Raw genomic sequence first — 16,441 nt, forward strand, 5'->3', positions numbered from 1 at the left:
GCTTCGCGCGACCCCCTCAAGGGGGCGGCGGCTGCGGCCCGGCGAAGCCGGTTCCGCGCCGCCCCCGATGGGGCACCTCGAGCGTGGCGCCCGCCTTCCATGACCCGCGTGCTGGTTCCCGAACGTATTGCTGGCGCCGCGCCCCTGCTGGGCGCGCGCGTGCAGCGCCTGCGCGGCGAGAGCATGGGCACCACCTGGCAGGTGCTGTGGGCCGATCGCGACGCGGCGCGCCATGAGGCGGTGCGTGCCGCCGTCGAGGCCGAGCTCGGCCTCGTCGTGGCGCAGATGAGTACCTGGTTGCCCACCTCGGACCTGGAGCGCTTCAACGCGGCGCCGCCCGGCATGCGCCGCGCGCTGCCCGAGGCCTTCGCCGAGGTGCTCGCGGCCGCGCTGTGGCTGGCCGAGGCCTCGTCGGGCGCCTTCAATCCGGCCGCCGGTGCGCTGGTCAACCTCTGGGGCTTCGGTCCCGCGCCGCGCTACACCGACCCGGGTTTCGTGCCGCCCGGTGCCGATGCCGTGCACGCCGCGCTGGCCGGCACCGACTGGCGCGCGCTGCGCTTCGACGCGGCCGCGCGCGAGGCGACGCAACCCGGCGGCCTGCGGCTCGACTTCTCCGCCATCGCCAAGGGCCACGCGGTGGACCGCGTGGCGCGGCGCTTGGGCGAACTCGGCATCGCGCACGCGCTTGTTGAGGTGGGTGGCGAATTGCGTGGCCAGGGCCTGCGGCCCGACGGCATGCCCTGGTGGGTGGATCTGGAAACACCGCCCGTGGCCGCAGGCCACGCCGTGCCGCGCGCCACGCGCGTGGCGCTGCACGGGCTGTCCGTGGCCACCTCCGGCGACTACCGCCGCGCCTACCTGCACGGCGGCCAGCGCCTGCCGCACAGCATCGACCCGCGCACCGGCCAGCCCGTGGCGCACGGCCTGGCCTCGGTCAGCGTGCTGCACGCCGAGTGCCTGTGGGCCGACGCCTGGTCCACCGCACTCACCGTGGCGGGCCGCGAGCAGGGCCTGGCCCTGGCCGAAGCGCACGGCATCGCGGCCCTGTTCGTTCAACGCGAGGCCGACGGTTGCCTCACCGAAACCCTCACGAGCGCGATGGAGCGCCTTGCTGGATGAGCCCGGACAAGATCGCCTGCGCCCTGGCCGTTCTGGTCGCCTATGCCCTGCTGTGCGCGGCCTTCGCCTGGCAGCACCGCCGGCGCCAGGCCGCGGCTCGGCGCCGCGTGGCCGCGCTGCTGCCCGCCACGCCCGGCGTGCCCGCCTGGTGGGTGACCTACGCCAGCCAGACCGGTCAGGCCGAAGAACTGGCCCTGCAGACCGCGCAGGCCCTGCACACGGCCGGCGTGCCCGTGCGCCTGGCGCCGCTCGACCAACTGAGCCTGGCCGACCTGCAGCGGGCCGACCGCCTGCTGTGCGTGGCCAGCACCTACGGCGAGGGCGACCCGCCCGACAGCGCCTCGCGCTTCGCGCGCCAGGTCATGGCCTCGGCCGAAGTGAGCCTGTCGCACCTGCACGTGGGCCTGCTCGCGCTGGGCGACACCACCTACGCGCACTTCTGCGGCTTCGGCCGCGCGCTGGACGCCTGGCTCACGGCGCGCGGCGCGCAGGCCCTGTTCGATCGCATCGACGTCGACAAGAGCGACCCCGAGGCGCTGCGCCGCTGGCGCCAGCACCTGGCCCACCTGGCCGGCACCAGCGACCTGCCCGATTGGGAGGCCCCCGCGCTGCAGCCCTGGCGCCTGCGCGCGCGCCGCCACCTCAACCCCGGCAGCGCGGGCGAGCCGGTGCACCACCTGGAACTGGTGCCGGTGTCCGGCGAGCTGCCCGACTGGCAGGCCGGCGACCTGGTGCAGGTGGAGGTGCCCGGCGCGCCCGGTGAGCCGCGCGACTACTCCATCGCCTCGGTGCCGGCCGACGGCGCCGTGCACCTGCTGGTGCGCCGTTCGCGGCGGGCCGATGGCAGCCCGGGCCTGGCGTCCGGCTGGCTCACCGAGGGCGCGCCGCTCGATGAGACGCTGATGCTGCGCGTGCGGGGTCACGGCGGTTTCCGCATTGGCGACAACGCGCGTCGCCGCCTCATCCTCATCGGCAACGGCACCGGCCTGGCGGGCCTGCGCGGACACATGCGCGGGCGCCTGGCCGAGGCCGGGCACCTGCCCGATGCGGCCAGCGTGCCGCGCCCCGATGGCGTGGCGCCGATGTGGCTGCTGTTCGGCGAGCGCCAGTCGGCCTGCGACGCGCACCACCGCGAGGAGATCGAGGCCTGGGCGCACCAGGGCTGGCTCGGTCGCGTGGACTGGGTCTTCTCGCGCGACCAGGCCGAGCGCCGCTACGTGCAGCACGCGCTGGCCGACGCGGCCGATGCCGTGCGCGAGTGGGTGGGGCATGGCGCCGCGATCTACGTGTGCGGCAGCCTGGAGGGCATGGCCGGCGAGGTCGATCGCACGCTGCGCGAGACCCTCGGCGAGGAGGCGCTGCAGGCGCTGGCGGCCGAAGGCCGCTACCGGCGCGACGTGTACTGAGGCTCTGGGCACGGCCCGCGATCCGCGGGTAGCATGCGGCGCTTTCCCCCACACGGAAGGCAAGCACATGGCGACAGGCAAAGTGGCGGTGGTCACCGCGGGTGGCAGTGGCATGGGCGCGGCGGTGGCGCGGCGGCTGGCGGCCGAGGGGTTTCACGTGGGCGTGCTGTCCTCATCGGGCAAAGGTGAAGCGCTGGCCGAGCAACTGGGCGGCGTGGGCGTCACGGGGTCCAACCAGTCCACCGACGACCTCGCCCGGCTGGTCGATCGGGTGCTGGCGCGCTGGGGCCGCATCGATGTGCTGGTCAACAGCGCGGGCCACGGGCCGCGCGGGCCCATCCTGGAGATCAGCGACGAGGACTGGCACCGGGGCATGGACACCTACCTGATGAACGTGATCCGCCCCACGCGGCTGGTGACGCCGCACATGCAGCGGCAAAAGGGCGGAGCCATCATCAACATCTCCACCGCCTGGGCCTTCGAGCCGAGCGAGATGTTCCCGACCTCGGCGGTGTTTCGAGCGGGCCTGGCCTCCTTCACCAAGGTCTTCGCGGACACCTACGCGGCCGACAACCTGCGCATGAACAACGTGCTGCCGGGCTGGATCGACAGCCTGCCGCCGACCGAGGCGCGGCGCGAGAGCGTGCCGATGCGGCGCTACGGCACCAGCGAGGAGATCGCGGCCACGGTGGCGTTTCTGGCCTCGGACGGCGCGGCGTACATCACGGGGCAGAACCTGCGGGTGGATGGCGGCCTGACGCGCTCGGTGTGAAACGAAAAAGCCGCGCATCGCGCGGCTTTTGCTGGGCAGCGGACCGGCTTATTTGTAGCCGACGCGGTCCAGCATCTGCTGCACCTTGGTCAGGTTCTTGGCCACGGCCGCCAGCGGCACGGTCTCCAGCTTGAAGTCGTCGCCGCCCATGGCCTTGAGCGCGGGGTTGTCCAGCTTCACGCCCTTGGCGGCGGCGAACTCGTTGTTGCCGTCGGCGAAGTACTTCTGCGCCGCGGGGCTGGCCAGGTACTCCATGAAGGCCACCGCGTTGTCGCGGTTCTTGGCGTGTTTGGCCACGGCCGCGCCAGCGATGTTCACGTGCGTGCCCGACGTGCCCTGGTTCGGGAACACCACCTTCACCTTCTCGGCCACGGCCTTGTCTTCGGGCTTGTCCGACTTCAGGATGCGGGCCATGTAGTAGCTGTTGGCGATGGCCACGCCGCACTCGCCCGAGGCCACGGCCCGGATCTGGTCGGTGTCACCACCCTTGGGTGCGCGCGCCTGGTTGTCCACCAGGCCCTTGAGCCAGGCCTCGCCCTTCTGGTCGCCCAGGCGCTCCACCACGGTGGCGAACAGCGACATGTTGTAGGGGTGCGAACCGGTGCGCGTGCACAGCAGGCCCTTGAGCTTGGGGTCGGCCAGTTGTTCGTAGGTGGCCACGTCCTCGGCCTTCACGCGGGCCGGGTCGTAGACGATCACGCGGGCGCGGGTGGAGAAGCCGGTCCAGGTCACGCCGTCGGGCGTCGGTGCGGCGCGCAGCGTGGCGGGAATGGTGTCGTCCAGCTTCTTCGACTTGATCGGCTGGAACAGGCCCTGGGCGTCGGCCGCGGCCATGCGCGCGGCGTCCACCATGAGCACGATGTCGGCCGGGGAAGCCGCGCCCTCGGCACGCAGGCGCGACACGATGCCGGCGTCGTCCGCTTCCACGCGGTTGATCTTGATGCCGGTGGCCTGGGTGAATCCGTTGTACAGCGCCTCGTCGGTCTGGTAGTGGCGGGCCGAGTAGATGTTGAGCACCTTCTCTTGCGCCTGCGCGGCGCCGAAAGCCAAGGTGGCGGCGGCCGCCAGGGCCGAGACGATGTAACGGGTGGTTTTCATGGTGGTCTCTCGTTTCGGGAAGAGGTTGGCCGCCCCGCGCTTTGGGACAATCCCGCACCCGCTGGACGGCGGCGGTGGATGCTAGCAGAGACGCGAATGATTCTTAAGCAAATCAATTGGTTCCCGGGACGTCAGGCGTGGCTTTGCGCGCTGATCCTGTTGCTCACGGGCTGTGCCCTCACGCCCCCTCCGCCGCCCGAGACGGCGCCGCCCGTGGGGGTCACGCCGCCGACGCCGCCCGTGACGCTCACGCGGGCGCCGCGCCTGGGACTGGCGTTGGGCGGCGGCGCGGCGCGCGGCTTCGCGCATATCGGTGTGATCCAGGAGCTGGAGCGCGTGGGCATCCGCCCCGACCTGCTCACCGGCACCTCGGTCGGCAGCATGGTCGCCAGCTTCTACGGCAGCGGCATGCCGGGCAAGGAGCTGGAGCGTCTGGCCATGGGCATGCACGAGGCCGAGATCGCCGACTGGTCGCTGCCCATCCTGGGCCGTGGCCTGCTGCGCGGCGAGGCGCTGACGCGCTACGTGCGCCGCGCCATCGACGGCAAGCTGCTGGAGGACATGGCCTTGCCCGTGGGCGTGCTGGCCACCGACCTGCGCACCGGCCGCGGCGTGCTGTTCCGCCGGGGCGATGCCGCGCTTGCGGTGCGCGCCTCCAGTGCCGTGCCGGGCGTGTTCGCGCCGGTGAAGATCGGCGACACCGAGTACGTCGATGGCGGCCTGACCGCCCCGGTGCCGGTGCGCCAGGCGCGCGAGATGGGCGCGGAGATCGTGCTCGCGGTGGACATCTCCAGCGTGCCCGAGACCAACAGCGCCAGCGGCAACCTCGAGCTGCTGTTGCAGACCTTCGCCATCATGGGCCAGAGCATCAACCGCCATGAGCTGGCCGCGGCAGACCTGGTGGTGCAGCCGGTGCTCAACGGCATGAGCGGCGCGGACTTCTCCTCCCGCGAGCGCGCCATCGAGGCCGGGCGCCAGGCCATGCGCGCGGCCTTGCCGCGACTCAAGGCGCTGCTGGCGATGCGGCGCTCGCTGTAGCGGCGCGGCCCACGGTGGCGCGCCGCTGCGAGCGGATCGACAGCCAGGCGAACAGCAGGCCCACGGCGGCGCCGCACGCCACGTCGATGAAGACGTGCTGGCGGATCGCCATCGTGGACCACACGATGGCCAGGCACTGCAGGCCGCTGGCCCAGCGCGTCCATGGCGGCGCGCCCAGGGCCTGCAGGCGCCAGTGCAGCCAGCAGGCCGCGTGCACCGCCGCGGCCACGTGCAGGGAAGGGCAGGCGTTGCTGGACGCGTCGATGCCCTTGAGGAAGGCCAGTTGCGGGTAGGCGACCCAGTGGATATCGAACACCGGCGTGCGCGTGGGCCAGATCCAGAAGATGGCCAGGCACAGCGCGCACATGAGCGCCACCCAGGCGCCATAACGCAGCAGCGAACGAAAGCCCGCCACGAGGCCGGGCGCCACGGACACGTAGACCCAGAGCCAGCCGTAGGCGTAGACGGCGGCGGGCGTGAACGGTACCCAGTGGTCCGGCGCCATCAGGGGCAGCTCGAACGCCTCGGTGGACGGGTTCTTCAGCACCCAGAAGTAGGCATGGAAGAACAGCACCATGAAGGCGGTGGTGCCCAGGGCCTTGAGCGGCCACAGGGCGAAAAAGCAATCGACGACCCTGCGTGTCCAGGCCGGGGGAGGGGAAGGGGTCAAGGCGGCGACACTCCGTTGGCGGGGCCGCGCCACTGTACCCGAGGCCGATGACATCCCCCATGCAGGCGGTACGCCCGGGGGCTCTCGGGGACCCGCTCACTATAATTCCGCACTTTTTTCGGGCCCCCATGAACGCCATCGAACTGATCCGCCAGTTTCTCGTCGATCGCCTCGGCGTGGCCGAAGCCGCCGTGGTGCCCGAAGCCGTGCTGGGCGAACTGGGCGTCGACTCGCTCATGCTCGCGGAACTGATGTTCGAGGCCGAGGACCGGCTGGGCATCGAGATCTCGTCCGACCAGACGCCCCCGAAGACGGTGGCGGACATGGTGGCCGTCATCGACGCGCTCGCGGCGACCAAGACGGAGTGAGCATGGCGCGACACCGCGTCGCGATCACCGGCCTGGGACTCGTGAGCCCGTACGGCGGGGATCTCGAGGATTTCTTTCAACGGGTGTGGGCCGGCGAATCGGCCGTGCGCTGGATGGTCACCGACGACGAGCCGCGCCCGCTGCGCCTGCCCTACGTGCGCTGCGCGGGCTTCGAGCCCGACCGCGAGCTGGGCAAGCCCCTGGCGTCCATGATGGAGCGCTTCTCGCAACTGGGCATGGCCGCGGCCTTCAAGGCCTGGCGCCACGCCGGGCTGGCGGTGAAGGCGGCCGACGATGGCAGCGATCGCGCCAACTGGGGTTGCCTGTGGGGCACCGCGTTGGGCGGGCTGGCGGCGCACGAGCGCGGCGCGCGTGAACTCTGGCTCAAGGGGCGCGAGCGCGTCTCGCCGCTGTCGGTGGTCATGGGCATGAACAACGCGGCCAACGCGCACATCTCCATCCAGCTCGGCCTGGGCGGTGTGAGCAGCAGCCACACCGCCGCCTGCGCGTCCGCTTCCATGGCCATCGGCGAGGCCTTTCGGCGCGTGCGATCGGGCGAGGCGCAGGTCATGCTCACCGGCGGCTCGGACGTGTGCCATTCGGTCAGCGTGGTGAAGGCCTGGGAGGCCATGCGTGTGATGGCGCGCGGCGACGAGCACACCTCGCCCAGCGCCTGCCGGCCCTTCGCGTCCGACCGCACCGGCCTCGTGCTCGGCGAGGGCGGCGCGGCGCTGGTGCTGGAGAACTGGGACCGCGCCGTGGCGCGTGGCGCGCGCATCCACGGCGAGCTCATCGGCTTTGCCACGAATTGCGACCACGCCCACATCGCGCGGCCCGACCAGGCCGGCCAGGTGCGCGCGCTGCGCGCGGTGCTCGACGACGCGGGCATCGGCGCGCACGATGTGCACTACGTCAATGCACACGGAACCGCCACGCCCGAGGGCGATCCCATCGAGGTGCAGTCGCTGTGCGAGGTGTTCGGAGCGCACGCCGCCCGCCTGCCCGTGAGTTCCACCAAATCGATGCACGGCCACCTGCTCGGCGCGGCGGGTGCCATCGAGGCCATCGTGACGGCCATGGCCCTGCGCGAGCAGGCGGTGCCGCCAACGGCCCATCTGGCGGGCCGGCTCGACCCCGCGTGCGAGGGGGTGGACCATGTGCCACAGGGCCGGCGCGTGAGCGGCATTCGCGTGGCGCTGTCCAACTCCTTCGCCTTCGGTGGCAGCAACGCCGTGCTGGCGTTCGCGGCCCCGCCTCATTGAACTTTCCCCCGGAGCGCCCTCATGCAGGAAGACACCGTCAACCCCGAAGCCGTGGAGCAACTGCTTCCCGAACTCGTGCAGCTCATCATCGAGGCGCTCAATCTGGAGCTGAGCGCGCAGGACGTCGACGCGGACGCGCCACTGTATGGCGAGGGCATGGGCCTGGACTCCATCGACATGCTGGAGATCGCCCTGGTCATCTCCAAGCGCTACGGCTTCCAGATGCGCTCGGACAACGAGCACAACCAGACGATCTTCGCCAGCCCGCGTTCGCTCGCGGCGCACATCGCGCGTCACCGCACGACATGAACGTTCTGCGCGCTGCCGCGTCCGCTCTGCTCCTGCTGGGCTGGGTCGTGGCCTCGCACCTCGGCAGCACCGGACGCGGGCCGGTGGATGGGCACGTCGCGGTGGCGGTGGCGCCATTCCTCGCAGCCATCGCAATCCTGTTCGCGCGGGTCGCGCGGCCCGCGCTCAAGCTGCTGGCCTGGCTGGCGGTGGGCGCGCTGCTGTGGGGCCTGTGGCCGCTGCTGCGCACGCAGGTGGCCCTGCTGTATTACCTGCAGCACCTCGGCATTCACCTGGCCCTGGCCGCGCTGTTCGGCGCCAGCCTGCAGGGCGCGGGGGACGCGCTGGTCACGCGGCTGGCGCGCTTCGTGAGCGAGGGAGATCTCTCGCCGCGTCACGTTCGATACACGCGCCAGGTCACCGCGGTCTGGGCCGTGTTCTTCGTGCTCAACGCCCTGGTGTCCACGGCCCTGTTCCTGTTCGCGCCGCGCGAGGTCTGGTCGCTGCACGCCAACGTGCTCACCGGGCCGCTGGTGGGCCTGGTGTTCCTGATCGAGGTGCTGTGCCGGCGCGCCGTGCTGCCGCCGCACGAACGCCCCAGCCTGTCAGCCGTGGTGCGTGCGTGGCGCGCCGTCGGCCAGCACCGCCCGGCGGACCCGCGGAGCCAGCCATGAGCCGCTCACCGCTGATCACCGTGCACACGCTCGATGCGGTGTTTGCCTGGTGCCCCGACGGGCCGGTGCGCGTGGGCGAGTTCCTCGCCGATGCCACGGCCTTCGCCGAGTGCCTGCCTCCCTCGGGCGATCTCATCAACCTGTGCGAAGACCGCTACCGCTTCGCAGTGGGTTTCGCGGCCGGCCTGCTGCGTGGCCGCGTGAGCCTGCAACCCTCGTCGCTGGCGCCGCAGAGCCTGCGCCAGCTTGCGCAGGAGCACCCGGGGGCGTTGTGCCTCACCGATGACGCCGTCGACACGCCAGACCCCACGCAGGCGGCCGGCCTGCCCGTGCTGCGCGTGCCGTCCCGCGCGGGCGCGGGCCGCGCGCCGCTCACCGACATTCCCCTGATCGACGATGAGCGTGTCGCCGCCGTGCTGTTCACCTCGGGCTCCACCGGGCGTCCGCAGCCGCACCCCAAGCATTGGGGGCGCCTGGTGCGCAACGGCGTGGCCGAAGCCGCCGCGCTCGGGCTCGACCGCGAGCCGCACGTGCTGGTGGGCACGGTGCCGATCCAGCACAGCTACGGTTTCGAATCCACCTTTCTGCTGGCGCTGCACGGCGGCTGCAGTTTCTGGTCGGGCAAGCCCTTCTTTCCGCAGGACATCGACGATGCCCTGGCCGCCGTGCCGGGCCCGCGCCTGCTGGTGACCACGCCGTTTCACCTGGCCAACTGGCTGGCGGCCCCCGCGCGCACGGTGAAGCCGCAGCGCCTGTTGTCGGCCACCGCGCCGCTGGCCGAGGGCCTGGCGCAGCAGGCCGAAGCCGCCTGCGGCGCCGAATTGCACGAGATTTACGGCTCCACCGAGTCCTCGGCGCTGGCCAGCCGGCGCACGGTGCTGGGCCCGGCCTGGACGCTGTTGCCTGGGGTACGGCTCAGCTTCTCTGGCGACGTGGCGAGTGCCGACGGCGGGCACGTGGAAGGCTGCGTGCCCCTGGCCGACCTGATCGAGCCCCTGGCCGATGGGCGCTTTCTGCTGCACGGCAGGCACGCCGACCTCATCAACATCGCGGGCAAGCGCAGTTCGCTGTCCTACCTCAACCGCCAGCTCGCGGGGCTCGAAGGCGTGATCGACGCCGCCTTCTTCCTGCCCGACGAACCGGCTGGCGCGGGCGACGCGGCGGCCGTCACGCGGCTCGTGGCCTTCGCGGTGGCGCCCGGGCGCCGCGCGGCCGATCTGCTGGCGCAACTGCGCGAGCGCGTGGACGCCATCTTCCTGCCCCGGCCCCTGGTGCTGTTGCCGGCGCTGCCGCGCAACGCCACCGGCAAGCTCACGCGCGACGCGCTGGCCGGGCTCCACCGCCGCGAGGTGCTGCAAGAGCGCCGCCGGGCCGCTCCCCAGGCGCTCAGCCCCGCAGTGGGCCGCACGGAGGGTGGTCCGGTGCCCGGGCTCGAGCGCGACTGGCGTGTGCCCCTGGACCACCCGGCCTTTGCCGGCCACTTCCCGGGCCGGCCCATCCTGCCCGGTGTGGTCTTGCTCGACGAGGCCCTGCGAGCGGCTCGCGAGCTCGCGCCCGGCGCACGCGGCTGGACCATTCCCCAGGCCAAGTTTCTGCGGCCGGTGCTGCCGGGTGATGCACTGCGCCTGAACCTGAGCGCCTTGCCGTCCACCGGATTCGCCTTCAGCTTCACGCGCGACGGCGAGGCCGTGGCCTCGGGCCAGTTGCGGCCTGCGGCATGACCGCCGCCCGAGTGCCGGAATGGCGCCAACGGCCCGAACGCGGCCAGCTCTGGCTGCTGCGGTTGATGGTGCGCCTCTCCCTGTGGTTCGGCCGCGCGCTCAGTCGCGTGGTGCTGCACGGCGCCACGCTCTACTTCCTGTTGTTCGCGCCGCTCCCGCGCGCGGCCAGCGCCGCCTACCTGCGCCGCGCCACCGGACGCGCGCCGGGCTGGCGCGACCGCTACCGCCACCTGCTGAGCTTCGCCACCACGGTGCACGACCGCGTCTACCTGCTCAACGACCGCTTCGATCTGTTCGATATCGAGGTGGAGGGTGCGGACGCGCTGATGGACGCCGTGCGGTCGGGCGGCGTGCTGCTGATGGGCGCGCACCTGGGCAGTTTCGAGGTGCTGCGCTGCGTGGGCCGCCACCGCGGGGGGCTGCGGGTGAGCATGCTGATGTACGAGGAGAACGCGCGCCAGGTGCGCGCGGCGCTCGGTGCCATCAACCCGGCGGCGCAGCAGGACGTGGTGCCGCTGGGCCGGCCCGATTCGATGATCGAGGCCGCGCAGCGGCTGGAGCAGGGGCACCTCGTTGGCATGCTGGTCGATCGCTCGCTGGACGCCGACGACCGCGCGGTGCACGATTTCCTCGGCGAACCCGCCGGTTTTCCCGTCGCGCCCTGGCGCATGGCCGCGGTGCTGCGCCGGCCCGTGTTCTTCATGGCCGGGCTGTACCTCGGTGCGAATCGTTACCGCCTGGTGTTCGAGCCGCTGGCCGACTTTGGTACGGTAGGCCGTGGCGCGGCGCGCGACGCGGCCATCGCCCAGGCGCGCGCCGCTTACGTCGAACGCTTGCAGGCCTGCTGCCGGCAGGCGCCGTTCAACTGGTTCAACTTCTTCGATTTCTGGCAACGATGAACACCCGAAGGCTCTGGCTGCTGACGACGCTGCTGCTGCCCCTGGCGGCCATGGCACCCGCGCGGGCGGCCGACGACCTCGACCGCCTCATGGCCCTGCTGGCCGCCCACCCCGGCGGCACGGTGCGCTTCGTCGAGCGGCGCCACCTGGCCATGCTGGACGCGCCCCTGGTTTCGCGCGGCGAGATGACCTACCGCGCACCCGACTGGCTGGAGCGGCGCACGCTCTCCCCACGCCCCGAGCGCCTGCTGCTCGACAAGGACACCCTGACGATGGAGCGCGACCAGCGCCGCATGAGCATGCCCATCAGCCAGCGCCCCGAGGTCGAGGCCTTCGTCGCCAGCATCCGCAGCACCCTGCGGGGTGACCGCGCCGCGCTGGAGCGCCACTACCGCGTGGCCCTGCAGGGCCAGCCCGAGAAGCGCTGGACGATGACCCTGGAGCCCCTGCAGGCGCGCCTGCGCGGCATCGTCACGCAGATCGTCATTTCGGGCATGGGCGTGGCGGTGGACCGCGTCGACTACACACAGTCCGACGGTGACAGCACCGAGATGCGCCTGGAACCGGTGGGCAAGCCGTGACGACGGCGAGGCGCGCATGCGTGGTGCTGGCCTGGGCGCTTGCCATGGCGCTGGGCGGATGGCTCGCTTCGCAGACGCGATTCACCACCGACCTGTCCTTCTTCCTTCCCTCCAGACCCAGCGCCGAGCAGCAGGTGCTGGTGGAGCAGTTGCGCGAGGGCGTGGTGTCGCGTCTGATCATGGTGGCCGTGGCGGGTGGCGACAGCGCGGCGCGCGCCGAGCGCTCACGCGCCCTGCGCGAACGCCTCGCCGCCGACGCCGACTTCGTGTCGGTGCAGAACGGCGAACTCGACGCCTTCGACCACGAACTCGCGCTGCTGCAGCGCCATCGCTACACGCTCAGCCCGGCGGTGGACGAGACCCGCTTCACGCCCGAGGGCCTGCGCGACGCCATCCTCAACACGATCGACATCGTGTCCTCGCCGGCCGGCTTGCCGTTCAAGGCGCAATTCCCGGCCGATCCCACGGGTGAGGCGGTCGAGGTGCTGATGGGCTGGCAGTCGCAGGGCCAGCCGGCCATGGCCGATGGCGTCTGGACCTCGCGCGACGGCGAGCGCGCGCTGCTCCTGCTGCAAACCCGCGCCGCCGGCGCCGACACCGACGGGCAGGCCCGGGCCGCCGAGCGCGTGCAGGCGGTGTTCGACGAGTTGTCGGCTTCCGCGCCCGGGGCGATGCGTCTCGAGTTGTCGGGTCCCGGCGTCTTCGCCGTGAAAACGCGCGCGGCCATCCAGTCCGATGTGGCGCGGCTTACCACGGCCAGCGCGATCGGCATCAGCGTGCTGCTGTGGTTCATGTACCGGCGCTGGCGCCCCTTGCTGCTCACACTGGTGCCGGCGGCGAGCGGCTCGCTCGCGGGCCTGGTGGTGGTGGGGCAGGTGCACGGCTCGGTCTTCGCCATCACCGCCGGCTTCGGCGCCGCGCTGGTGGGCGAGGCGGTGGACTACGGCATCTATTTCTTCGTGCAGACGGGCCGCGCCGACAGCGGGGCCTGGCGGCAGCGCTTCTGGCCGACCATCCGGCTGGGCGTGGCCACGTCGATGCTGGGGTTCGGCGCACTGCTGTTCGCGGGCTTTCCAGGACTCGCGCAGCTGGGGCTCTATGCCATGACGGGCGTGTTCGTCGCGGCCCTGACGACGCGGCTGGTGCTGCCCGCCATGGCGGGCCACGACGTGGCGCGCACGCCCGAGCTGCCTGCCTGGGTCACGCCGCGCGTGGTGGCGCTGCAGGCCTGGCGCTGGCCGGCGCTGGGCGCGGCCGTGCTCGCGCTGGCCTACCTGGTGTCGCAGCACGACCGCCTGTGGGCGCCCGACCTGTCGGCGCTGTCCAGCGTGAGCCTGGAGGACGCCGAGCGCGACGCGCGCCTGCGCGGCGACCTGGGGGCGCCCGATGCGCGCTACATGGTGGTGGTGCGCGCGCCCGACCGCGAGGCCGCGCTGCGCGGCGCCGAGGCGGCGGCCCGGCGCCTGGACCCCCTGGTGGCGCAGGGCCTGATCGGTGGGTACGACAGCCCCGCGCGTTTCCTGCCGAGCGAAGCGCTGCAGCGCGAGCGCCAGCGCAGCCTGCCCACGCCCGACGCACTCAAGCGCGACCTGGCGCTGGCCCTGCAGGGCCAGCCGCTGTCGGCCGATCGGCTCCAGCCCTTCGTCGAGGCCGTCGCACGGGCGCGCACGGCCGAGCCGATGCGGCGCGAGGACCTCGACGATTCCGCCTTGGCCATCGCGGTCGATTCGCTGTTGCAGCCGCACACCGACGGCTGGACGGCACTGCTGCCCTTGCGCCCGGCGCCCGGCGCAGCCGACGCGGGTCTGCCGGCCGACTCGCTGCGCGCGGCCCTGGAGGGCAGCGGTGCAAACTTCGTCGATCTCAAGCAGGAGTTCGAATCGCTTTACGGAGAGTACCTTGGCCAGGCCATCACGCTGTCGCTGCTGGGGCTGGCGGGCATCGTGCTGGTGCTGGGCGCCTCGCTGCGCCACCCGCGTCGCCTGGCAGGCGTGATGCTGCCCATCGCGGCAGCGGTGCTCATCGTGATCGCCGTGCTGCACGGACTCGGCGTGCGGCTGCACCTGCTGCACCTCATCGGCACGCTGCTCATCGTGGCCGTGGGCTCCAACTACTCGCTCTTCATCGAACGCTGGCGCCGCGACCCCGAGGCCGATCCGCAGGCTCTGCTGTCGGTGCTGGTGGCCTGCGCCACCACGGCCATCGGCTTTGGCGTGCTGTCGCTGTCCTCGGTACCGGTGCTGCAGGCCGTGGGCGTCACGGTGGCGCCGGGGGCGGTGCTGGCGCTGTTGCTGTCGGCCGCGCTCACGCCGGCGGAGGCGCCGAAATGAACGCCGCGCGCTTCGCAGGCTGGACGGGCGAGGCGCCCTCGCGCCTGGTCTGGCTGCCCGGCGCGGCAATGACCGCCGCCGACGTGGCGGCACAGGGCTGGTCCGCCGAGGCCGCCGCCGCGGGCTGGCCGGTGGACATGGTGGCCATCGACCTGCAGGCGCAGCGCCACGACGGGGCCGACGCCATCGATGCGCTGGCGGCCGAATGGCTGCGCCCGGCGCGCGAGGCGGGGCGGCGCGTGTGGCTGGGTGGCCTGTCGGCCGGCGGCTGGCAGGCCGTGCTGTGCGCGCGCCGGCACCCCGAACTGGTCGACGGCCTGTGCCTGCTGGCCCCATACCCCGGCGACCGCCTGGCCTGGAACTCGATCGAACGCGCGGGCGGGCTGGACGTCTGGACCGGCCCCGCAGCGGATGAAGCCGACCCGGCCTTCGAGGTCTGGGCCTGGTGGCGGCGCCTGCCGCCGCGCCCCGTGGTATGGATGGGCTACGGCCGCCAGGACCGCTTCGCCGACGGCATGGACCGCATGGCCGCGCGCCTGCCGCCCGGGCGGGTGCTGCGCATCGACGGCGGGCATGACTGGGCCTGCTGGCGGACTTTGTGGACCGCGTTCCTGGCCCGCCAGGCGTGGCAGGCCGCGGAGGAGGGCGCGCGATGACGACCGGCTGGCGGCCCGCGCCACTGCTCACCGCCAGCGCGCTGGTGCACGGCGCCGCACTGGGCGCGGGCCTGTGGCAGCCCGGCTGGTGGCCCTGGCTGGCCTCTGGCGTGGTGGCCAACCACGCGGCCGTGGTGGCCGCCGGTCTGTGGCCGCGCTCCCAGTGGCTCGGGTCCAACTGGACGCACCTGCCCCCGGCCTCGGCCGCGCGGGGCGAGTTCGCCATCACCATCGACGATGGCCCCGATCCCGAGCTCACGCCGCGCGTGCTCGACGCGCTCGACGAACTCGGTGCCACCGCCAGCTTCTTCTGCATCGGCCACCGCGCCCGGGCACACCCGGCGCTGTGCCGCGCCATCGTGGCGCGCGGCCACCGGGTGGAAAACCACGGCCACGGGCACTCCAACGCCTTCTCCTTGTTCGGCCCGGGCCGCATGCGGCGCGACATCGCCACCGCGCAGGCCGTGCTGGGCGACATCACCGGCCAGGCGCCACGCTTCTTCCGGCCCACGGCCGGCCTGCGCAACCCTTTTCTCGACCCGGTGCTGCATGGCCTCGGCCTGCAGCACGCGAGCTGGACGCGCCGCGGTTTCGACACGCGCAGCGGTGACCCCAGCACCGTGCGGCGCCGCCTGCTGCGCGGCTTCGCGGCTGGCGACATCCTGTTGCTGCACGATGGCCACGCCGCGCGCGCGCCCGATGGGCGCGCCGTGCTGCTGCATGCCTTGCCCGCCGTGATGGCCGAGGCGCGCCGCCTCGGCCTGAAGCCGGTGACCCTGTTCCAATCGCTGACATGACCCCCGCGCGCCGCGCGTCGTTTGCCTGACATGAGCCAAGCCTTCGTACAAGAACTGGTCGACCATGCCAGTGAACGTTTCCGCGCCGGCGGCCGCTTCGCCTACCACTACGCGCGCGGCAAGCTGGGTTACGACACCATCTTTCACGACATCCTGCGCCGCGGCCTGCTGAGCCACACGCCGCGCGTGCTCGACCTGGGCAGCGGGCAGGGCAGCCTGTTCGCCTGGCTGCTGGCCGGACAGCAACTGGCGGCGCAGGGCCGTTGGCCCGGTGACTGGGCGGCACCACCGCAGCCCCAGACCCTGCGCGGCGTCGAGCTCATGGGCCGCGACGTGGACCGCGCGTCGCGGGCCTTTGGCGCCACGCACCCGGTGGTGCGCATCGAGCTCGGCGACATGACGCGCGCCGAGCTCGGCCGGCCGGACGCCATCACCATCCTTGACGCACTGCACTATGTGGACCACCAGCGCCAGAGCGAATTGCTCGCGCGCATCCGCGACGCCCTGCCCAGCGGCGGCGTGTTTCTCACGCGCATCGGCGACGCCTCGGCGGGCTGGCGCTACCACGTGGGCCTGAACATCGACCGAGCGGTCACCTTCGCGCGCGGGCACCGGCTGTCCCGCTTGTACGCCCGATCACTGGCCGACTGGCGCGCCGAGCTGGAATCGCTGGGCTTCGAGGTGGACAGCCGGGACATGAGCGGCAACAAACCTTTGGCGAATGTGATGTTGTATTGCCGTGTGCGCTGAACGCGCCGTTTC

17 protein-coding genes are annotated in these 16,441 nt (G+C 72.5%); 15 read left to right on the forward strand and 2 right to left on the reverse strand.

Annotated features, from left to right (window positions below; all coding sequences use genetic code 11):
• The first annotated feature begins 99 nt into the window (after positions 1-99).
• The 3 genes from GTO19_RS19565 to GTO19_RS19575 all read left to right on the forward strand — a co-directional run bounded on the left by GTO19_RS19565 (position 100) and on the right by GTO19_RS19575 (position 3,297).
• Positions 100-1,119 carry an FAD:protein FMN transferase gene (locus GTO19_RS19565; RefSeq protein ID WP_291023921.1) on the forward strand — a complete coding sequence of 340 codons (1,020 nt, stop codon included), beginning with the start codon at positions 100-102 and terminating at the stop codon, positions 1,117-1,119.
• Positions 1,116-2,525 (forward strand): sulfite reductase subunit alpha, encoded by a 1,410-nt coding sequence (locus GTO19_RS19570; protein ID WP_291023923.1) that lies wholly within the window; start codon positions 1,116-1,118, stop codon positions 2,523-2,525. The genes GTO19_RS19565 and GTO19_RS19570 overlap by 4 nt, the downstream gene beginning before the upstream one ends.
• A gap of 67 nt (positions 2,526-2,592) precedes the next feature.
• Positions 2,593-3,297 (forward strand): SDR family oxidoreductase, encoded by a 705-nt coding sequence (locus GTO19_RS19575; protein ID WP_291023925.1) that lies wholly within the window; start codon positions 2,593-2,595, stop codon positions 3,295-3,297.
• Positions 3,298-3,345: 48 nt separating this feature from the next.
• On the opposite strand, the gene GTO19_RS19580 is transcribed toward GTO19_RS19575, so the two are convergent.
• On the reverse strand, positions 3,346-4,395 hold the full coding sequence (locus GTO19_RS19580) for an extracellular solute-binding protein (protein WP_291023928.1): 1,050 nt from the start codon (positions 4,393-4,395) through the stop codon (positions 3,346-3,348).
• A 96-nt stretch (positions 4,396-4,491) separates the two neighbouring features.
• Here GTO19_RS19580 and GTO19_RS19585 point away from each other — a divergent pair, with 96 nt between their 5' ends.
• A complete protein-coding gene (locus GTO19_RS19585) occupies positions 4,492-5,433 on the forward strand; it encodes a patatin-like phospholipase family protein (RefSeq protein ID WP_291023931.1) in 942 nt (313 codons plus the stop codon).
• Here GTO19_RS19585 and GTO19_RS19590 read toward each other — a convergent pair.
• Positions 5,399-6,103 carry a phosphatase PAP2 family protein gene (locus GTO19_RS19590; RefSeq protein ID WP_291023933.1) on the reverse strand — a complete coding sequence of 235 codons (705 nt, stop codon included), beginning with the start codon at positions 6,101-6,103 and terminating at the stop codon, positions 5,399-5,401. The two genes, GTO19_RS19585 and GTO19_RS19590, sit on opposite strands and share 35 nt — an antisense overlap.
• Positions 6,104-6,231: 128 nt before the next feature.
• Here GTO19_RS19590 and GTO19_RS19595 point away from each other — a divergent pair, with 128 nt between their 5' ends.
• The 11 genes from GTO19_RS19595 to GTO19_RS19645 are packed head-to-tail and all read left to right on the forward strand — an operon-like array spanning position 6,232 to position 16,429.
• Positions 6,232-6,471 carry an acyl carrier protein gene (locus tag GTO19_RS19595; RefSeq protein WP_009520332.1) on the forward strand — a complete coding sequence of 80 codons (240 nt, stop codon included), beginning with the start codon at positions 6,232-6,234 and terminating at the stop codon, positions 6,469-6,471.
• 2 nt (positions 6,472-6,473) lie between these two features.
• Positions 6,474-7,733 (forward strand): beta-ketoacyl synthase, encoded by a 1,260-nt coding sequence (locus GTO19_RS19600; RefSeq protein WP_291023936.1) that lies wholly within the window; start codon positions 6,474-6,476, stop codon positions 7,731-7,733.
• A gap of 21 nt (positions 7,734-7,754) precedes the next feature.
• Entirely contained in the window at positions 7,755-8,042 is a 288-nt protein-coding gene (locus GTO19_RS19605) for a phosphopantetheine-binding protein (RefSeq protein WP_291023939.1), read from the forward strand.
• Positions 8,039-8,695, forward strand: a complete 657-nt coding sequence (locus tag GTO19_RS19610; protein WP_291023941.1) for a hypothetical protein — start codon at positions 8,039-8,041, stop codon at positions 8,693-8,695. Before GTO19_RS19605 ends, GTO19_RS19610 begins: the two co-directional genes overlap by 4 nt.
• Positions 8,692-10,416: an AMP-binding protein gene (locus tag GTO19_RS19615; RefSeq protein ID WP_291023943.1), complete on the forward strand. Its 1,725-nt coding sequence runs from the start codon at positions 8,692-8,694 to the stop codon at positions 10,414-10,416. Before GTO19_RS19610 ends, GTO19_RS19615 begins: the two co-directional genes overlap by 4 nt.
• Complete coding sequence (locus GTO19_RS19620; protein ID WP_291023945.1) at positions 10,413-11,315, forward strand: acyl-CoA synthetase; 903 nt, start codon at positions 10,413-10,415, stop codon at positions 11,313-11,315. The genes GTO19_RS19615 and GTO19_RS19620 overlap by 4 nt, the downstream gene beginning before the upstream one ends.
• Positions 11,312-11,896 carry a LolA-related protein gene (locus GTO19_RS19625; protein ID WP_291023947.1) on the forward strand — a complete coding sequence of 195 codons (585 nt, stop codon included), beginning with the start codon at positions 11,312-11,314 and terminating at the stop codon, positions 11,894-11,896. Before GTO19_RS19620 ends, GTO19_RS19625 begins: the two co-directional genes overlap by 4 nt.
• 20 nt (positions 11,897-11,916) lie before the next feature.
• Positions 11,917-14,226: an MMPL family transporter gene (locus GTO19_RS19630; RefSeq protein WP_291023950.1), complete on the forward strand. Its 2,310-nt coding sequence runs from the start codon at positions 11,917-11,919 to the stop codon at positions 14,224-14,226.
• Positions 14,223-14,882, forward strand: coding sequence for a hypothetical protein (locus GTO19_RS19635; protein WP_291023952.1), 660 nt, complete (start codon positions 14,223-14,225; stop codon positions 14,880-14,882). The genes GTO19_RS19630 and GTO19_RS19635 overlap by 4 nt, the downstream gene beginning before the upstream one ends.
• On the forward strand, positions 14,879-15,679 hold the full coding sequence (locus tag GTO19_RS19640) for a polysaccharide deacetylase family protein (RefSeq protein ID WP_291023955.1): 801 nt from the start codon (positions 14,879-14,881) through the stop codon (positions 15,677-15,679). The genes GTO19_RS19635 and GTO19_RS19640 overlap by 4 nt, the downstream gene beginning before the upstream one ends.
• A 30-nt stretch (positions 15,680-15,709) precedes the next feature.
• Positions 15,710-16,429 carry a trans-aconitate 2-methyltransferase gene (locus GTO19_RS19645; RefSeq protein WP_291023957.1) on the forward strand — a complete coding sequence of 240 codons (720 nt, stop codon included), beginning with the start codon at positions 15,710-15,712 and terminating at the stop codon, positions 16,427-16,429.
• The last annotated feature ends 12 nt before the right edge of the window (positions 16,430-16,441 follow it).

Origin of the sequence: Hydrogenophaga sp., assembly GCF_011772445.1 — a bacterium.
Lineage (GTDB): Bacteria > Pseudomonadota > Gammaproteobacteria > Burkholderiales > Burkholderiaceae_C > Hydrogenophaga.